This window comes from Luteitalea sp. (assembly GCF_022842525.1).
Taxonomy (GTDB): domain Bacteria; phylum Acidobacteriota; class Vicinamibacteria; order Vicinamibacterales; family Vicinamibacteraceae; genus Luteitalea.
In genome coordinates this window covers 1-16,703 of the sequence record NZ_JALHPM010000014.1, presented here as the reverse complement: position 1 = coordinate 16,703, position 16,703 = coordinate 1, and the positions used below count along the sequence as shown (strand labels likewise).

The window sequence follows — 16,703 nt, the reverse complement described above, 5'->3', positions numbered from 1 at the left end:
TCGCATCGTCACGACACGGCTTCGCCATAGGACTCCCACACTCGCCGCATGGTTGCTCCCGCTGTCGTTTCGCCACCCCATCCCGTTGCGTCGCTCGGCGCGCCCCTGGTCTTTGCGCATCGGGGCGGCTCGGCGTTGCGTCCCGAGAACACGCTGACGGCCTTCGATCACGGGCTGTCGCTCGGCGCCGACGGGCTGGAGTTCGACATCCGCCTCTCGAGTGACGGCGTGCCGATGGTGCATCACGACGCCACGCTCGACCGGACGACGAGTGGCACCGGCCCGCTCTCCGCCTGCACGGCAGAGGCCCTCGAGCGTCTCGATGCCGGGTACCACTTCCGCGACCTCTCCGGAAAGACGTGGCGCGACGAGGGCTGTCGGATTCCCCGACTCGCGACGGTGCTGTCGCGCTATCCCGACGTGCCGATCATCCTGGAGCTCAAGGGCGATGACCCCGAGCTGGCGCGCGGTGCCGTCGCGCTGGTCCGCGCCGCCGGAGCCCTGCGCCGCGTGTGCTTCGCGGGCTTCGACGATGGCGTCGTGCGGACGGCGAGGGCCCAGGGCGCCGATGTCGTGTCGAGCGCGGCGCGAGAGGAGATCCGGTGGTTCCTCTACCGGTCGTGGGTCGCGGCCGCGCCGAGGCGGACGGCCTACCAGGCGTTCCAGGTCCCCGAGAAAGCCGGCGTGATGCGCGTGGTGTCGCGTCGTTTCGTGCGCGCGGCGGCGCGCGCAGGTGTGCCGGTGGCGGTGTGGACGGTGGATGAGCCCGCGGCGATGGAGCGCCTGCTCGGCTGGGGCGTCCGCGGGCTGATCAGTGATCGGCCGGATGTGGCCGTGCCGCTGGTGCACCGCTGGCGCGCGCGCCAGTGAGGGCCGGCAGCGACGTCTCGCCTGGGAGGGACGGCTCGCCTCTGGGTCGGGCCGGCTCTGCTCTGGGTAGGGCCGGCTCTCCCCTGGGTAGGGCCGGCTCTCCGAGCCGGCCGTCACGGCCCGTTCGGAGAACGGGCCCTACCCGATCGTCGTCATCCCCCGGCAGCAGCACCAGCGCGAACAGGTAGAGCAGCACCACGAGGAAGGCGACGTAGGCCGTGGCGGCGCCGTGCGACGTGTAGCCGAGGGCGCCGAGCGACACGCCTTCGAGCAGCGTCGTCACCACCTTGCGCGCGAGGCTGCCTTCCGGGGCGTAGAGCGCGTCGAGGATCACGTACTTCAGCACGAATGCCGAGAGCAGGACCACGCCGAGGCTCTGCATCGCGCGTGCGCGGGTGGGCTGGGCCGCCAGCGTGTTGACGAGCAACAGCAGGAAGAAGACCGAGGCCAGCACCTGCAGCAGTCCGGACTCCGGCGACAGCGCGGTGAAGACCTGCGAGGACGCAAGCAGGAGCGTGGCGAGCAGCATGGCGCCGTTGGCGTTGGCGAGGCCGTGTCGATGCGGGCCGACGAGCGTCCACGGTGCCAGCACGCCGGTGCGCACGAGCACGCCCACCAGCAGCACGCCGAGCACCAGCGCCATCGGCGTCGGCGGCAGGAAGCGCCAGGCGCCATCAGTCACCCCGCTGCGGAAGCCGCCGCCGGCCGCCACGCCGATCAGCAACAGCGGCAGCACGAGCGCTTCACGGACGGCGAGCTGCGCCCACGGCATCGTCATCGTCGCTTCCGCAGCACGCGCAGGGGATTGAAGTCGGAGGCGTCGCGCGTCAGCCCCTGCTCGAATTCGACCTTCAGTTCGTCGGCGGTCTTCATGTCGAGGCCCGGGTCCTCGACGGTCAGGCGCCTACCGGGAGCGAGCGCGATGGCGCGGTTGACGGCCTCGAGCCCTTGCGTGAACAGCGTGTCGTCGCTGTACACGCGTCCCCACCCCTGGCGGTAGAAGCTGTAGGCGACGTAGAACTGCGTCACGGCGTGCCTCGACGCCGGGTCGGCTCGCGCGAAGGCCGAGCGCGCCTCGACGAACCGGTCGGTCTCGAAGAACTGCCGGCCCTGCTCGAAGTCGGCCTGGTTGATCTGGTAGGCCCCGACCGAGGCCGCGACCCCGCCCGTCAGCTCGTCGAGGTTGGTGGGCTGGTGCACGAACAGCCAGAGCAGTGCTCCGCAGCCCGCGAGCGACAGCGCGAGCCCTGTCGCCCGCACGGCGACCTCCCGCGTGGTCGCCGACAGTGTCGTCATCCGACGAACACCACGTGGACGATCCGCGGACCATGCACGCCGCGGGTCAGGGTCATCTCGATGTCGGCGGTCCGGCTCGGGCCCGTGACGAACACGACGTTGGCGGACGCGCGCAGCAGGGCCGGCTCGGCGACGAACAACTCGCCGAGCGTGGCATGCACGCGGCCGATCGGCACGAGGGCCACGTGCACCGGCGGCAGCAGCGAGACGAGGCGACCGCGGCCGTCCCCGTGCACGAGCACCACCGTGCCGGTGTCGACGAGCGCGGCATGCGCGCCGGTGATGCCGACGATGGCGGCGTCGAGCCGTCGCGAATCGAGGTCGCGTGCGGCCTGGTCGGCGTGCACGTGCGCGTCGAGACGCGCCGCGCCACGACTCTGCACCAGTGCCGTCACGTCCGGCAGCACGAGATGCGGTGCGTCCCAGCAGACGAACGGTGCCGGCCCCGTGGTGCCCTCGCGTTGCCACTCGGCAGCCTCGAGATAGCCCAGCGCGATGTCGGCGGCCTCGGCGGCGGTCGAGACGCGCGAGACGCGCCCACCGACGGCCTCACAGGCCTCTGTGAACTGCGCGAGGGCCTCGTCCACGGTGGGTGGCATCGGCGCGGTCGCGAACGCGCCGGGATGCGGCACCACCGTGCCCGACGGGGCCAGCTTCGCGCGCAGGCTCGCCGGGAACAGGTCGCGCGTCACGACTGGCCTCGCGTCTCCGCCTGCCGCCGGCGCCGCGCCGTGAACGTCTCGGCGGCCATGGCGGGAAAGTGCCGGTGACGTGTCCAGCCGGCGAGCGGCCCCGGCAGCCGGTCGAATCCGTTCGGCCCGAACCAGCGCGACAGTCGCCTCGCGACGGCCGATGCCCATCGGAACAGGCGCGGCCGCGTCGCCAGCAGCCGGAACACGTGCAAGCCGTCGCCGACCCACCGCGGCGTGTGCCCGCCCTCCTCGGCGCGGGCGCGCAGCGCGAGCAGCATGCGCGGGATGTCGATGCGTACCGGACACGCGTCCTTGCACGCGCCGCACAGACTGCTCGCCTGCGGCAGATCGGCCCACGGGCCCATGCCGAAGGCGCCAGGCGTGTAGACCGCACCGACCGGGCCCGGATAGACGCTGCCGTAGGCGTGTCCGCCGATCTCCTGGTAGACCGGGCACACGTTGAGGCAGGCGCCGCACCGGATGCAGTAGAGGATCTCCTCGAGCTCGGTCCGGAGCATGTTGGAGCGACCGTTGTCGACGAGCACGACGTGCAGGGCGGACGGGCCGTCGGGATCATCGGCGCGGCGTGGCCCGGTGATGACATTGGTGTAGACCGTCAGCGCCTGGCCCGTGCCGCTGCGCGCCAGCACCCGCAGGGAGACGGCGAGGTCGGCCGCGGTGGGGACGACGCGCTCGATGCCCATCAGGGCCACGTGCAGTCGAGGCACGGTGGTGGAAAGCCGGCCGTTGCCTTCGTTCTCGACGAGGCAGAGGCTGCCGCTGTCGGCGACGGCGAAGTTGACGCCACTGATGCCCATGTCCGCGGCGAGGAACTCGGCGCGCAGCATCCGGCGCGCGAACGCCGTCATCTCCGGGATGCCGGCGACCTCGGCCTCGGTGGCGTGCAGTTCTCGACGGAACGTCTCGGCGACCTGCTCCTTCGTCTTGTGGATGATGGGCGCGATGATGTGCGACGGCACGTCGTGATCGAGCTGGATCACGTACTCGCCGAGGTCGGTCTCCACCACCCGCATGCCGGCGGCCTCGAGCGCGTGATTCAGCTCGATTTCCTCGGAGACCATCGACTTGCCCTTGACCACCCGCGTGACGTCGTTGGCCCGCGCGATGTCGACGACCAGTCGGGTGGCCGCCTCGGCATCGGCCGCGAAGTGCACGTGGACGCCGAGGGCCGTGGCGTTGGCGACGAACTCGTCGAGGTAGCGGTCCAGATTGGCGATGGTGTGGGCGCGAATCTGTCGCGCATGGTCACGGGCCGCCTCGCCATCGGCGATCAGTCCGATGGCCTGTTTGCGCGCCACGACCATCCGGCCCGTGGCGCGGTCCAGGGCGGTCTGGAGGTTCTGGTCCGCCATCGCCTGGCGGGCCCGCGTGTAGAACGGCAGTGGCGCGACCTGGCTCATGCACCCTCCCCGGCCAGCACATCGGCAATGTGGCGCACCCGCACCGCCTGGCCCTTGCGATCGAGGCCGCCCTGCATGTGCATCGCGCAACTGATGTCGGTGACCACGATCGTGTCGGCGCCCGAGGTGGCGATCTGCCGGCACTTGCGATCGAGCATCGCCCCGGAGATGTCCGGCAGCTTGACCGCGAACAGGCCGCCGAAGCCGCAACACGTGTCGTGCTCGGGCAGCGCGACCATCGTGGCCGCGCCCACGTGCTCCAGCAGCGCGCGCGGCTGCGCGTCGATGCCGATGCCGCGCAAGCCGTGGCAGCACGCGTGATACGCCAGCGTGCCGGTCGTCGACGACGGCACCGCCGTCACGCCGAGCACGTCGACGAGGAACTGGCTGAACTCCCAGGTCCGGGCCGCCACCGCAGCGGCGCGCGCCGCCCAGGCCGGATCACCGGCGAGCAGCGCCGGGGCCTGATGCACGAGCATGTCGGTGCAGGAGCCCGAAGGAATCACCACCGGGGCCGGGTCCCGCTCGAGGACGGCGATGGTGTGCTGGGCCATCGCGATGGCGTCGGGTCGCGCGCCGGCGTTGCAGGCGGGCTGCCCGCAGCAGGTCTGGTCCTCGGGGACCACGACCTCGACACCGTGCTGTTCGAGCACGCGGACCACGGCGTCGGCCGTCGACGGCGAGAAGTGATCGACCAGGCAGGTGACCAGCAACTGGACCCGGGTCGGCCGCGTCGCGGGGGCGGCAGGCGAGGACATGCCCGGATTATGGATCGCGGTGGCGTCCGGCATTACTATCCTCGCGTGACCGATACGCCTGCGCCGTTCCGTTGGGGGATCCTCGGGGTCGCCCGCATCAATCGAGCCCTCGTCGGCCCGCTGGCGTCCAACGGACACCAGTTGCTGGCCATCGCCTCGCGCAGCCTCGCGCGGGCGCGCACCTACGCGGACGCGCAGGGCATTCCCCGCGCCTACGGCAGCTACGAAGAACTGCTCGCCGACCCCGACATCGATGCCGTCTACATTCCGCTGCCGCACTCGATGCATGTCGAGTGGGCGGAGAAGGCGGCCGAAGCCAAGAAGCACGTGCTCGTCGAGAAGCCGATGTCGCTCGACGGCGCCGGCGTGCGCACCCTGCAATCAGCCGCGCGCACCCATGACGTGGTCATCACCGAGGCGTTCATGTACCGCCACCACCCCCTGGTGGCCAAGGTCCGGGAACTCGCCCACGACGGCACCATCGGCCGCCTGCAGGGCGTGCGCGGCACGTTCTCGTTCGTGCTCGACCGTCCCGCGGACACGCGGCTGGACCCCGAGTTCGGCGGCGGCAGCCTCTGGGACGTCGGATGCTATCCGGTCTCGTTCGCCCGCACCGTCGTCGGCCAGCGGCCCGTGGCCGTGCAGGCCGCGGCCAACTGGTCGCCGGGCACGATCGACCTCAGCTTCTTCGGGCAGATCCAGTTTCCGGACGACATCGTCGCCCACGTGCACAGCAGTTTCGAGTCGCCGTTCAAGACCGAGATGGAAGTCATCGGCAGCGAGGGCCGCCTGCTGATCAAGCGGCCGTTCAAGCCGGAGACGGTCGAGACCATCGAGGTCATGACGCCCACCGAGACGTACCTCGTAACGGTCGAAGGGCCCGCCCTCTACCAGGGCGAAGTGGACGACGTGCGCGAGAGTGCCCGGAGCGGGCGTGCGCCCCTCGTGACCCTCGACGACAGCCTCGACAACGTGGACACGCTGACGGCGCTGCTGAAGGGCGCCCGGACCGGCAACACCGTCGAGCTGCCGTAGCTACGGCAGCTCGACGCGCTCGCGTCCCCTGCCGCGGAACCCCTCGAGCTCGACCTGCACGTCCCGCTGGTCGAGCGATCGGTGGTACTCGATGCGGGGCTGGTCGTCGGTGAGCAGGGGCCCCGGGCCGACGAAGGCCCTCATCGCGTTGGCATCGCCACTGTAGGCGCCCATCAGCGCGCCAAACGAGCCGAGCCCCACGCTGGCCAGCGCTGCGGCGGTGTGCTGGTCCTGCAACTTGTGGTTGAAGGCCTGGCGACTCACGCGCAGGGGACGCTTCGTGCCGGCCATCAGGGTTCCCCCGTTCCACAGTGTGGCGTCGGGAAACACCTCGAGGAAGGTCCGCATGATGAGGTCGTATTCGACCTTCGGACGATGGCCGATCCACTGCAGCATGATCCCGTCGTCCTTCAACACCGCGCGTGCCAGCTCGAAGTACTCGCGCGAGTAGACGAGCCCGGCGCCGGCGTGCTGGGGCTGGATGATGTCGGCGGTGATGACGTCGTAGCGCTTGTCGGTCAGGGCGAGGTAGTTCCGTCCGTCCGAGACCCGCAGGTGCACGTTGGGCTGGCGCAGGACGTCGTTGTTGACGTGCGCGAACTGCGCGGCACCCCGCACGACACTGTCGGAGAGTTCGACCACGTCGATCTCCACCCCGGCATGACGGCTGACGGCCCCGGCCGTCGCGCCGCCGCCGAGCCCGATCACGAGGATGTCGTGCGGGTTCGGGTGCAGGGCGAGCGGGAAGAGGCCGATCTGCGCGTGCAGGCGGACCATCTGGAACGAGTCGTTGGCCTGGTGCAGCCCGTCGAGATACATCACCTTCATGCCGCCAGGCGCGCGGTTCACGGCCACCGTTGTCTGCACGCCTTCCTCGCGCCACAACACCACCTCGCCGCGCGGGTAGCGCCGGCCGATGGTCACCTTGAACAGGTCCTCCTGCTGCACGGCGAGCCAGCCGCAGGCCAGCATCGTCGCGGCGGCCGGCACGATCAGCCGCCTCGGCGCCCCCGCGCGCGTGGCCAGCAGCAGTCCGCTGAGCACATAGGTCCAGGCCGCGAGCACGAGGCTCAGCCGGCTTCCCAGCCACGGCAGGAGCACGAAGCCGCCGAGCACGGCCCCGGCGATGGCGCCGAGCATGTTGATGGCGTAGGCCAGCCCGATGCGGCGTGCCAGGTCAGGCGACGAGGGGTCGCCGCTCCCGGCCCAGACCCGCAGGGCGATGGGGAAGGCAAGTCCCATCAGGAACGCGCTCGGAAAGATCGCCACGACTGACGCCTGGATCGGCGCCGAGGTCTTCCAGCCCCACTGATACGTCGTGGTCAGCAACAGCAACGAGGCCAGGACGGCCAGGCCCGTCCCGAGGTTGACGAGGGCCAACGAGCGGACCCAGTCACGTTCGCGTCGCAGCACCCGTGTCGCCAGGGCGCTGCCGAGCGAGATGCCCCCGAGCACGGTCGCGAGCATCGTCGTGAAGGCGTAGGTGGTAGCTGGCAGGATCAGCACGAGCATCCGGAACCAGACCACCTCGAGCGCCAGCGACGCGAGCCCGGACAGCGCGAAGAAGGTCAGCACCAGGCGCGACGTCCACCCGGTCGCCGGCGGGACCACGAGCGAGGCGGCGTGGCCCTCGACCGACGTCGGCGCGTCACTCGCCTCGGGCGCGACCGCCCCGTCAGCCTGCCGGGCGAGGTACAGCGCGCCCAGGCCCACGACGAGGTTGAGGCCGGCGGCGATGAGGAAGGTCCGCCGCAAGCCGACGCCGCCTATCAGATAGAATCCGGCCAGGACGGCGCCCGTGATGGCCCCGCCCGCGTTGACGGCATAGAGCAGCGCGACACGCGGTCCCAGGACGCCGCGCGTCGTGGTGGCGGCGCGCACGACGAGAGGCGTGGTGGCGCCCATCAACGTCGTCGGCAGGATGAGGACGGCGGCCGAGCAGGCCAGCCGCGCGACGGTGAGGGCGACGAGGTTCTCGGGCAGGGCCTCGGCGACCTGCCCGTACACGGTCTGCGCCGCCTTGAGCAGCGTGGGCGTGAGCAGCGCGATCACGGCGATGCCCAGTTCCACGGCCGCGAGCCAGCGCAGCGGGCTACGCACGCGGTCGGCAAGTCGACCCGCGAGCAGGCTGCCCAGGGCCAGGCCTCCCATGAAGCTGCCGAGGACGGTGCTGGCGGCATAGGCCGTCACGCCGAAGACGACCGACAGCATCCGAAGCCAGAGCACCTGGTACATCAGACCGCTGACACCGGACAGGAAGAACAGTGCCGACAGGGCGATCGGGGTTACCCCCACCGCGCGTGATAGCGCAATACGCATGAGTCAGCGTCATGATAACCGACCGGTCCGGTCGCCGCTGCCAGCTGGGAGTGGGGAGGCCGCCGAATACGTGTCGGGGCAGGTGGAGCGCATCACCTACCACGACGCCGAGAGCGGGTTCTGCGTGCTGCGCGTCAGCTTGCGCGGCCGCCGCGAGCCGGCGACGGTCGTCGGGCATGCGGCGCAGGTCGCGGTCGGCGAGCACGTCCACGCGACGGGGGCGTGGGTGCAGGACCGCACCCACGGCCAGCAGTTCAAGGCCGACTGGATTCGCGTCTCGCCCCCAGACTCGCCCGAGGGGATCGAGCGCTATCTCGGGTCGGGGCTGATCAAGGGGATCGGGCCGCATCTCGCCAAACAACTGGTCGGCGCCTTCGGCACGGCCGTCTTCGACGTCATCGATCGCGAACCCGATCGTCTCCTCGACATCGCCGGCATCGGCCGCGTGCGCGCCAGACGCATCGTCGAGAACTGGCAGGGCCAGCGCGCGGTCCGCGAGATCATGGTGTTCCTGCACACCCATGGGGTCAGCACCAGCCGCGCGGTCCGCATCCACCGGACGTACGGCGCCGACGCCGTGAAGGTCCTCACCGACGATCCGTACCGTCTGGCCCGCGACATTCGTGGCATCGGGTTCCTCACCGCCGACCAGATTGCCCGCCAGATTGGCGTGCCGCTCGACGCGATGGGCCGTCGTCGCGGTGCGCTCCTGCATGTGCTGTCCGAGGCCGTCGACCAGGGCCATTGCGCGCTGCCGACCTCGGATCTGCGTGAGCGCACGGCCACGCTGGTCGACCTTGCGGCCCCCCTCATCGACGAGGCGATCGCCCTCGAGGTCGAGGCGGGATCGCTGATCGCGACGTCGATCGACGGCGCGCCGGTGCTGGCTCTTGCCGCCCTCGACGCCTCGGAGCGCTCGGTCGCCCAGCGGCTGTCCGATCTGGTCCACCGTCCCCGCCCGTGGCCGGCGATCGACCCGGAACGGGCCCTGCCGTGGATCGAGGAGAAACTCGCGCTGGCCCTGTCGCCAAGTCAGCGGACGGCGGTCGCCCTGGCACTCGACGCGCGCGTGCTCGTGCTGACCGGCGGCCCCGGTGTGGGCAAGACCACCGTGCTGCGCGCGATTCTCGGCATTCTGATGGCCAAGGGCGTGCGTCCGCTGCTGGCGGCGCCCACCGGGCGCGCGGCCAAGCGCATGACCGAGGCGACGGGGCTCGAGGCCAGGACCATCCATCGCCTGCTCGAGATCAATCCGCAGGACGGCCGCTTCCGACGCCGTGCCGGCCATCCGCTCGAGGGCGACCTGCTCGTGATCGACGAGTCGTCCATGGTCGATGTGGTGCTGATGGCGCACCTGCTGCAGGCCGTCCCGGATGGGATGGGGCTGCTGCTCGTCGGCGACGTCGACCAACTGCCGTCGGTCGGGCCCGGACAGGTGCTCGGCGACGTCATCGCGTCGGGCCGCGTGCCGGTGGCCCGGCTCACCGAGATTCATCGCCAGTCCGCGGAGAGCCGCATCGTCGTCGCCGCGCACGCGATCAATGCCGGCCAGATGCCCGCCTTCAGTCAGGCCGGGCAGGGCGACTGCTTCTTCGTCGAGGCCGAGGACGCCGACCGCGCCCTTCAGCTGCTGCTGCAGGTCGTGTCCGAGCGGATTCCGCAGCGCTTCGGCCTGAACCCCGTGCGGGACGTCCAGGTGCTGTGCCCGATGAACCGCGGCGGTCTCGGGGCGCACGCCCTCAACCAGTCGCTGCAGCGTCTGCTCAATCCGCACGGCGCCCCGGCCATCGAGCGCTACGGACAGCGCTTCGCCGTCGGCGACAAGGTCATGCAGATCGAGAACGACTACGACAAGGAGGTCTACAACGGCGACCTCGGCGTCGTCCGGGCCATCGCCGTCGAGGAGGAGACGATGAGCGTCGAGTTCGACGGCCGCCTCGTCGTCTTCGACTTCGGCGATCTCGACCGGCTCGTGCTGGCCTACGCGACCACCGTCCACAAGGCGCAGGGGTCGGAGTACCCGGCGGTCGTGATTCCGGTCACCACGCAGCACTATCCGATGCTGCAGCGGCACCTGCTCTACACCGGGGTGACCCGCGGCAAGCAGCTCGTGGTGCTCGTCGGGCAGGCACGGGCGCTTGGCATCGCCGTCCGGGGCGCTCAGACCCGCCGCCGATGGTCACAGCTGCGCACGCTGCTGTCGGCGTAAACTGCCAGCATGTCGATCCTCTGTGCCGTCGACCTCTCGCGCGCGTCGGGGCTCGCCCTGACCACTGCGAGTCGCATCGCCTCCACGTTCGCGCAACGACTCACCATCGTGACCGTCGCCGACCCCCTGCTGGCGGCGGCCGAGGGCGTGCGGTCTGGCGCCGATCCCCTCGCGTTGCTGAGGCAGGCGCTGGGCGAATTCGTCGACGAGACGCTCGGCGCCGGCGCGTCTGCGCAGCACCAGCTGGTCGTGCCGGTGGGCGACCCGTCCACGGAGATCCTCGGCCAGGCTGACGCCGTCGAGGCCCAGCTGGTGGTCCTCGGCACGCAGGGGGCCAGCGGCGTGAGCAAGTTCGTCTTCGGCTCGGTGGCCGAGCGGGTGCTCCGCAAGACGACACGGCCGGTGCTGGTCGTGCCCCCGGCCGTCGACGGCGGACCGATGCGGACGCTGGGCTCCATGGAGGAGGTCCTCGCGCCCGTCGATTTCCACGACCACGCGCTCGACGATGCGCGGATCGCGGCGCGGGTGGCGCGGGCCAGTCACGCCAGGCTGCGGCTGTTGCACGTGGTGACCGGCGGCACGGCCACGCGCTGGACGGTGCTGCGCCCGACGATGAGCGAAGAGCTGGCGGAGCAGATCAACGGCTTCCGCACGTCGGAGATGAGCGCCGCCCAGCAGGCGCTCGAACGTCTGGCCGACGAGGTCGGCGGTGCGCCCGGCCCCATGCTCGAGGTTGCCGAGGGCGCCGTGGCCGACCAGATTGCGGCGGTCGCCGACCGCGCCGACGTCGACCTGGTGGTCCTCGGCCTCCGCGGTGTGCCCGGGCTGATCGGCACCCGCGTCGGCGCCGTCGCCTACCGCGTGCTGTGTGCATCGCCGGTGCCCGTGCTCGCGGTGCCGCACGAAGCGCGCGCCAACGGTTCCCTCGCCTTTCTCGGCCCCGCCTAACGCTCGAGGATGAAGCGGGCGATGGTCGTGCCGAGCGACGCCTCATCGGCACCCGTCTGAGCGAGTGTGGCCTGGCCGCGTCGGGCCAGGGATCGGCAGAGCAGGGTGGCGCTCGACGAGGGCGTGTCGGCGATGCAGAGCGTCGGCCGTCGCAGTTTCTCGACAGCCGCACGGGTCGACCAGTCGTGCGGCCCGATCGGCCGCAGCGCCAGCGCCGGTGGCTCGACCTCGAAGAACGCCGTCGGGCCGGGGTGCACCAGCACCACGCCGGCGATCCTGCGCTCGGGCGGCATCATCTCCGCCGCCACCGCCATCGTCTCGGCGCCGAACTCGCGCCCGCCGATGAACACCGGAAGCCCGGTGCTCGCCAGGGCGTCGGTCAGTCGTTGCAGCTCCAGCGCGACGTCGCGCGGTGAGCGCCGCTGCCAGAACGACTGCAACGCATCGATCCCGACGACATGGATGCCCGCGTCGGCCAGCTGGCGGGCCAGCCGTTCTTCCGGCTGCCGCCAGCCGCGGGCCGGGGACAGCAGGACGAGCATGCCTCGTGGCCGCGAGGACCACGCCGCGGTCAGCGGCAGATCGAAGTGCCTCAGCCACCGCTGGACGGGCGTGCGGTCGGGGGAGGCCTCGCTGGCGGCCACCGCGAGGGCCTCGTCCAGCGGCGCACGGAGCGTGCGTGCGGACGAGGCGAATCGCCAGCGGTCCACCGCCGGTGGCTCTGACGACGGCGCGCGTTCGCAGTCGGTCGGCAGGTCCTCGACGGGAGCGCCCACGGACACCGCGCCGGGCAGGGCCCCTGGTGCGGCGCCCGCCAGGGCCGATGCGGCGAGGGCGAGCGCCCCCGGCGTCGCCACCACGACCGGACGCAGGTACCGGGTCAGCCCGGCGTCGCGCTGCGCGCGCCGGGAGATGTCCTCGAGCACCGGCGCGACGGCCGCGCACGCGATGTCGGCTGGCACCGCGAGACGGGTCGTGTCGACGTCCACGAGGAGCACATGACCGGGGATCGCCTCGCCGAGGGCGGTGCGCTCGGCTGGACTGCCGGCGCGATGCAGCAGCAGGACCACGCCGGTGGGCGCGGCGCGCGGCACCTGGACGGGCGTGGTACCCAGATGTGGCAGGTCGAGGCGGACGGCCCGCGCGCCCAACCGGACGTCGGGAGCGCTGCGCAGGTCGTCGCCGAGGCCGACGCCGGCCGCGAGCAGCAGGACGCCGCCGGCGCCAAGGCGTCGCCAGACCTCCCGCCTGCGCCTGCGCCGACCGGTGAGGGGCACGAGGGCAGGCTACATCAACAATTCAGAATTCAGGATTCAGAATGAAGCGCGGGGCGAGCACCGCCATCTGCCGCCTGCACGCCACCTTCGGCAGACGGGCAATTGAGGCGTGTGTCTCGACATTCAAAGTTCAGAATGAAGCGCGGGGCCAGCACCGCCATCGACGCCTGCACGCCACCTTCGGCAGACTCGCAATTGAGGCGTGTGTCTCGACATTCAAAGTTCAGAATGAAGCGCGGGGCCAGCACCGCCATCGACGCCTGCACCGCCACCTTGGGGGACGGGCAATTGAGGCTAGTGCCGCAAATTGAGAATTCGGAGCGCAGCAAGGGGGGCCTTGCAGAGCGCTGCGCTGCGCGGGTACGGAAGAGCTGACCCTGCCGGCCCCGCGCTGCATTTTGCATTGTGAATTCTGAATTATTCCTTGTCCCAGTCCCGCGATCGTTCGACGGCGCGCTGCCAGCGGCGATAGCGGCGGTCGCGTTCGGTCTGGTCGATGGACGGGGCGAACTCGCGGTCCAGCGCCCAGTTCCGGCGCACGTCCTCGAGATCGTTCCAGTAGCCGACGGCGAGGCCGGCGAGGTATGCCGCGCCGAGGGCCGTCGTCTCGCCGACGGCCGGGCGGCGCACCGGCACGCCGAGCAGGTCGGCCTGGAAGTGCAGGAGGTGCGCGTTGACCGTGGCGCCGCCGTCGACCTTGAGGCTCGACAACGTGATGCCGGAGTCCTGCTGCATGGCCTCGAGCACGTCGCGCGTCTGGTAGGCCATCGACTCGACCGCCGCGCGCGCCAGATGCGACGCCGTCGTGTTGCGCGTCAGGCCAATCACGAGGCCGCGGGCGTACTGATCCCAGTACGGAGCGCCGAGACCGACGAACGCCGGCACGAGGAGCACGCCGTCGGCGTCGGTGGACTCGAGCATCAGGCGTTCGACGTCCGCCGACGTGGGAATCAGCTTCAGCCCGTCGCGCAGCCACTGGACCACGGCACCGGCGATGAACACGGCGCCCTCGAGGGCGTAGGTCACCTCCGAGCCGCGCTGCCACGCCACCGTCGTCAGCAACCCGTGCTTCGAAGGAGCCGGCGTGTCGCCCGTGTTCATCAACATGAAGCAGCCGGTCCCGTAGGTGTTCTTGGCGCTGCCCGGCTCGAAGCAGGCCTGGCCGAAGAGCGCCGCCTGCTGGTCGCCGACCGCGCCGGCGATCGGGATCGCGGCACCGAACAGGTCCGGCGTGGTGTGCCCGTAGACCTCGCTGTTGCTGCGAATCTCGGGCAGCATCGCCCGCGGCACGTCGAGCAGCGCCAGCAGGTCGTCGTCCCACTCGAGGGTGTGGATGTTGAACATCAGCGTGCGCGAAGCGTTGCTGACGTCGGTCACATGGATCGCGCCGCCGGTGAGGCGCCACAGCAGGAAGGTCTCGATCGTCCCGAACAGCACCTCGCCGCGCGCGGCCCTGGCCCGCAGCCCCTCGTGCTCGTCGAGCAGGTGCTTGACCTTCGTGCCCGAGAAGTACGCATCGACGACCAGACCGGTCTTCTGGCGAATCAGGCCCTCGTGCCCCTGTTGCTTCAGGCGATCGCAGATGCCGGCGCTGACGCGGCTCTGCCACACGATGGCATTCGCCACGGCCTTGCCCGTGGCGCGCTCCCACAGCACGGTCGTCTCACGCTGGTTGGCGATGCCGATGGCGGCGATGTCGGCCGCGGTGGCGCCTGCCTTGGCCATCACCTCCCTGGCCACGGCCAACTGCGAGGACCAGATGGCTTCCGGATCGTGTTCGACGAGCGCGGGTCCCGGGAAGATCTGCGGGAACTCCTGCTGGGCCTGGGCGACCACGCGTCCGTCCCGCCCGAAGAGAATGGCGCGGCTGGACGTGGTGCCTTGATCGAGAGCGAGGACGTAGGTCATCGGGAGTCGGAATCGCTGGGTAGGGCCGGTTCTCCGAACCGGCCGTCAGGGGCATCGGGGTAGGGCCGGTTCTCCGAACCGGCCGTCGTGGCCGCCGCTGACGCCTCGGCGAGGCGTCGTCCTCTATCGCTCGACGCGCTGAATCGGGTCGGCGAGGCGATTGGTCTGCGCCGGGTGATGCGCGCGGATGAACAGGTCATAGGCCGTACCGCCGACCACCGCACCGACGCAGGGCGCGACGATGGGCACCCACCAGTAGCCGTTGGCCGCCGTGAACACACCGCCACCCCATCCCGCCAGGGCGGTGAACAGCCGCGGGCCGAAGTCGCGCGCCGGATTGATGGCGTATCCGGCGTTGACGCCGAAGCCCATCCCGATGGCCATCACCGTGAGGCCCACGAACACCGGGGCCAGCGACGCGGCCGGCGGCGCGTTGCGCTCGTCGCTGATGGCAAACACCATCGCCACCAGCAGCGCCGTGCCGATCACCTGGTCGACGAACGCCCCGAAGGTCGAGAGGTACGCCGCCGGATAGGTGGCGAAGATGCCGGCCGTGCCCTGCGCCCCGAGGATCTGCCGCACGCCGCCATCCAGCGGGGCGAAGGCCTCGCGGTACGTGAGGTAGACGATCGCGGCACCGACGAAGGCGCCGAGGACCTGGGCGATCACGTAGGGACCGACCCGGCGCCACGGGAACCCACGGCGCAGCGCCAGGGCGAGCGTGACGGCCGGGTTGAGGTGGGCGCCGCTGACGCCGGCCGAGGCATACACGCCGAGGATCACCGCGATGCCCCAGCAGAGGTGGATGCCGAGCGGGCTGCCCGCCGTGTTGCCGCTGAGGACCGTCTGCGCGACGACCCCCACGCCGAAGGTGATCAGGATGGCCGTACCGAAGAATTCCGCGAGGGCTTCACGCATCGTGGGGTTATCCCGAGTGACTGACCGACTTCAGGTCGGCGCGTTGGTCGGCGTAGGAGGTGTCGAACGCGGCGACGCGCGGGTCGGGCGTCCAGCCGAGCCGCTGACAGGCGTCGGCATATAGCGCCGGCCACCAGTTCTCGTGCGTCGTGAGGCCGTCGCGCTGCCAGGCCGTCCAGTCCATGAGGACACGCGACCACGCGCGATCGCCGGCGCGCAGGGCCTCGGTCTGGCTCGGCATCGCCGAGACATACCACTGCTTGCCGATGCGGGCGTGCAGCACTTCGTCGGCCCAGTCGTAGTCCTGGAACGTGATGGCGAGCGGCGAGCCGGCCGCCTGGGCGATCTCCCACTCGTAGCGCTTGCCATGGCGCGGCATGAGGCCCTGCTCGATGAAATACAGGACGGCGTGGCGCTCGAGCGCGGTGATCTGCGTGTTCAGCCCGAGCGACCACGTGAAGTTGACGCGCACCAGCGCCGGCCAGTCGACGCCGAGGTCGGCAAACAGCACCTCACCCATCATCGCGTGGCGGGCTTCGTCCCACAGCTGCCGCGTCATGTCCCGCGTGTAGCCCCACGGCTTGCCGGTCGTCTCGACGATGATGCTGGCCATCATCTCGGGGACGTCGATCTCGCGCAGGCGCTTGTAGGCGAGCATCAGCAGCTTCGGCTCGGGCGGGAAGCTCGTGTCGTAGACGAACGCTTCTGCGTTGACGCCCATGTTGTAGGGATCGGAGAAGCGGGCATCACGGCGCGGCACCGGGTCGTACGGCCGCGGGGTGGTCGAGAACCGCGCCGCGGGACACGGCGGCGCCTCGCTCGCCGTCCCGTCGAGCCCGTGGGCGGCGGCCATGGCCAGGTGCAGCACCTCGAGCCACGAGGCCGACGGCTCCGACGCGGCGGCCAGCGCCTGCGCGGCCTCGCGCCCGGCGGCCAGCGCCTCGGCCAGGTCGAGCCGGGCATGCCGCAGCAGGTGCCGCGTCGGCGCATCGGCCAGGGGATGCGCATCGGCATGGAGCGCGGCACACGCCTCGTCCAGCGTCGGCAGCAGC

General features: G+C 71.0%; 15 protein-coding genes. 4 read left to right on the top strand and 11 right to left on the bottom strand.

Annotation, left to right across the window (positions count from 1 at the left end; genetic code table 11):
- Positions 1-48 precede the first annotated feature (48 nt).
- Entirely contained in the window at positions 49-870 is an 822-nt protein-coding gene (locus tag Q0C41_RS04830; RefSeq protein WP_291981436.1) for a glycerophosphodiester phosphodiesterase, read from the top strand.
- Here the strand turns inward: Q0C41_RS04830 and Q0C41_RS04825 are convergent.
- From Q0C41_RS04825 to Q0C41_RS04805, 5 genes are read right to left on the bottom strand one after another with little or no spacing between them, the layout of a single operon-like run.
- Positions 812-1,648 carry a hypothetical protein gene (locus Q0C41_RS04825; protein ID WP_291981434.1) on the bottom strand — a complete coding sequence of 279 codons (837 nt, stop codon included), beginning with the start codon at positions 1,646-1,648 and terminating at the stop codon, positions 812-814. The two genes, Q0C41_RS04830 and Q0C41_RS04825, sit on opposite strands and share 59 nt — an antisense overlap.
- Positions 1,645-2,166 (bottom strand): hypothetical protein, encoded by a 522-nt coding sequence (locus tag Q0C41_RS04820; protein WP_291981433.1) that lies wholly within the window; start codon positions 2,164-2,166, stop codon positions 1,645-1,647. The genes Q0C41_RS04825 and Q0C41_RS04820 overlap by 4 nt, the downstream gene beginning before the upstream one ends.
- The gene (locus tag Q0C41_RS04815) at positions 2,163-2,858 is read right to left on the bottom strand and encodes a lactate utilization protein (protein WP_291981431.1); all 696 of its coding nucleotides are present in this window, start codon (positions 2,856-2,858) and stop codon (positions 2,163-2,165) included. Before Q0C41_RS04815 ends, Q0C41_RS04820 begins: the two co-directional genes overlap by 4 nt.
- Positions 2,855-4,279, bottom strand: coding sequence for a LutB/LldF family L-lactate oxidation iron-sulfur protein (locus Q0C41_RS04810; RefSeq protein WP_291981429.1), 1,425 nt, complete (start codon positions 4,277-4,279; stop codon positions 2,855-2,857). The genes Q0C41_RS04815 and Q0C41_RS04810 overlap by 4 nt, the downstream gene beginning before the upstream one ends.
- The gene (locus Q0C41_RS04805) at positions 4,276-5,037 is read right to left on the bottom strand and encodes a (Fe-S)-binding protein (RefSeq protein WP_291981427.1); all 762 of its coding nucleotides are present in this window, start codon (positions 5,035-5,037) and stop codon (positions 4,276-4,278) included. The genes Q0C41_RS04810 and Q0C41_RS04805 overlap by 4 nt, the downstream gene beginning before the upstream one ends.
- Positions 5,038-5,082: 45 nt before the next feature.
- On the opposite strand from Q0C41_RS04805, the gene Q0C41_RS04800 reads away from it, so the two are divergent.
- The gene (locus tag Q0C41_RS04800) at positions 5,083-6,072 is read left to right on the top strand and encodes a Gfo/Idh/MocA family oxidoreductase (protein WP_291981425.1); all 990 of its coding nucleotides are present in this window, start codon (positions 5,083-5,085) and stop codon (positions 6,070-6,072) included.
- Here the strand turns inward: Q0C41_RS04800 and Q0C41_RS04795 are convergent, their stop codons facing one another.
- Positions 6,073-8,367 (bottom strand): fused MFS/spermidine synthase, encoded by a 2,295-nt coding sequence (locus tag Q0C41_RS04795; RefSeq protein ID WP_291981423.1) that lies wholly within the window; start codon positions 8,365-8,367, stop codon positions 6,073-6,075.
- A gap of 22 nt (positions 8,368-8,389) precedes the next feature.
- Between Q0C41_RS04795 and Q0C41_RS04790 the strand changes: the two genes are divergently transcribed.
- Both Q0C41_RS04790 and Q0C41_RS04785 read left to right on the top strand, forming a co-directional pair.
- Positions 8,390-10,600 carry an ATP-dependent RecD-like DNA helicase gene (locus Q0C41_RS04790; RefSeq protein WP_291981421.1) on the top strand — a complete coding sequence of 737 codons (2,211 nt, stop codon included), beginning with the start codon at positions 8,390-8,392 and terminating at the stop codon, positions 10,598-10,600.
- 9 nt (positions 10,601-10,609) lie between these two features.
- Positions 10,610-11,548, top strand: coding sequence for a universal stress protein (locus Q0C41_RS04785; protein WP_291981419.1), 939 nt, complete (start codon positions 10,610-10,612; stop codon positions 11,546-11,548).
- On the opposite strand, the gene Q0C41_RS04780 is transcribed toward Q0C41_RS04785, so the two are convergent.
- From Q0C41_RS04780 to Q0C41_RS04760, 5 genes are all read right to left on the bottom strand, one after another.
- Entirely contained in the window at positions 11,545-12,825 is a 1,281-nt protein-coding gene (locus Q0C41_RS04780) for an AcvB/VirJ family lysyl-phosphatidylglycerol hydrolase (RefSeq protein ID WP_291981417.1), read from the bottom strand. The genes Q0C41_RS04785 and Q0C41_RS04780 overlap by 4 nt on opposite strands.
- 29 nt (positions 12,826-12,854) lie before the next feature.
- Positions 12,855-13,154, bottom strand: coding sequence for a hypothetical protein (locus Q0C41_RS04775; RefSeq protein WP_291981415.1), 300 nt, complete (start codon positions 13,152-13,154; stop codon positions 12,855-12,857).
- 88 nt (positions 13,155-13,242) lie between these two features.
- On the bottom strand, positions 13,243-14,733 hold the full coding sequence (gene glpK, locus Q0C41_RS04770; RefSeq protein ID WP_291981413.1) for a glycerol kinase GlpK: 1,491 nt from the start codon (positions 14,731-14,733) through the stop codon (positions 13,243-13,245).
- Between the two features lie 123 nt (positions 14,734-14,856).
- On the bottom strand, positions 14,857-15,651 hold the full coding sequence (locus tag Q0C41_RS04765; RefSeq protein ID WP_291981411.1) for an MIP family channel protein: 795 nt from the start codon (positions 15,649-15,651) through the stop codon (positions 14,857-14,859).
- Between the two features lie 7 nt (positions 15,652-15,658).
- Positions 15,659-16,703, bottom strand: a 1,045-nt coding sequence (locus tag Q0C41_RS04760) for a hypothetical protein (protein WP_291981409.1), incomplete at its 5' end; no start/stop codon positions are given.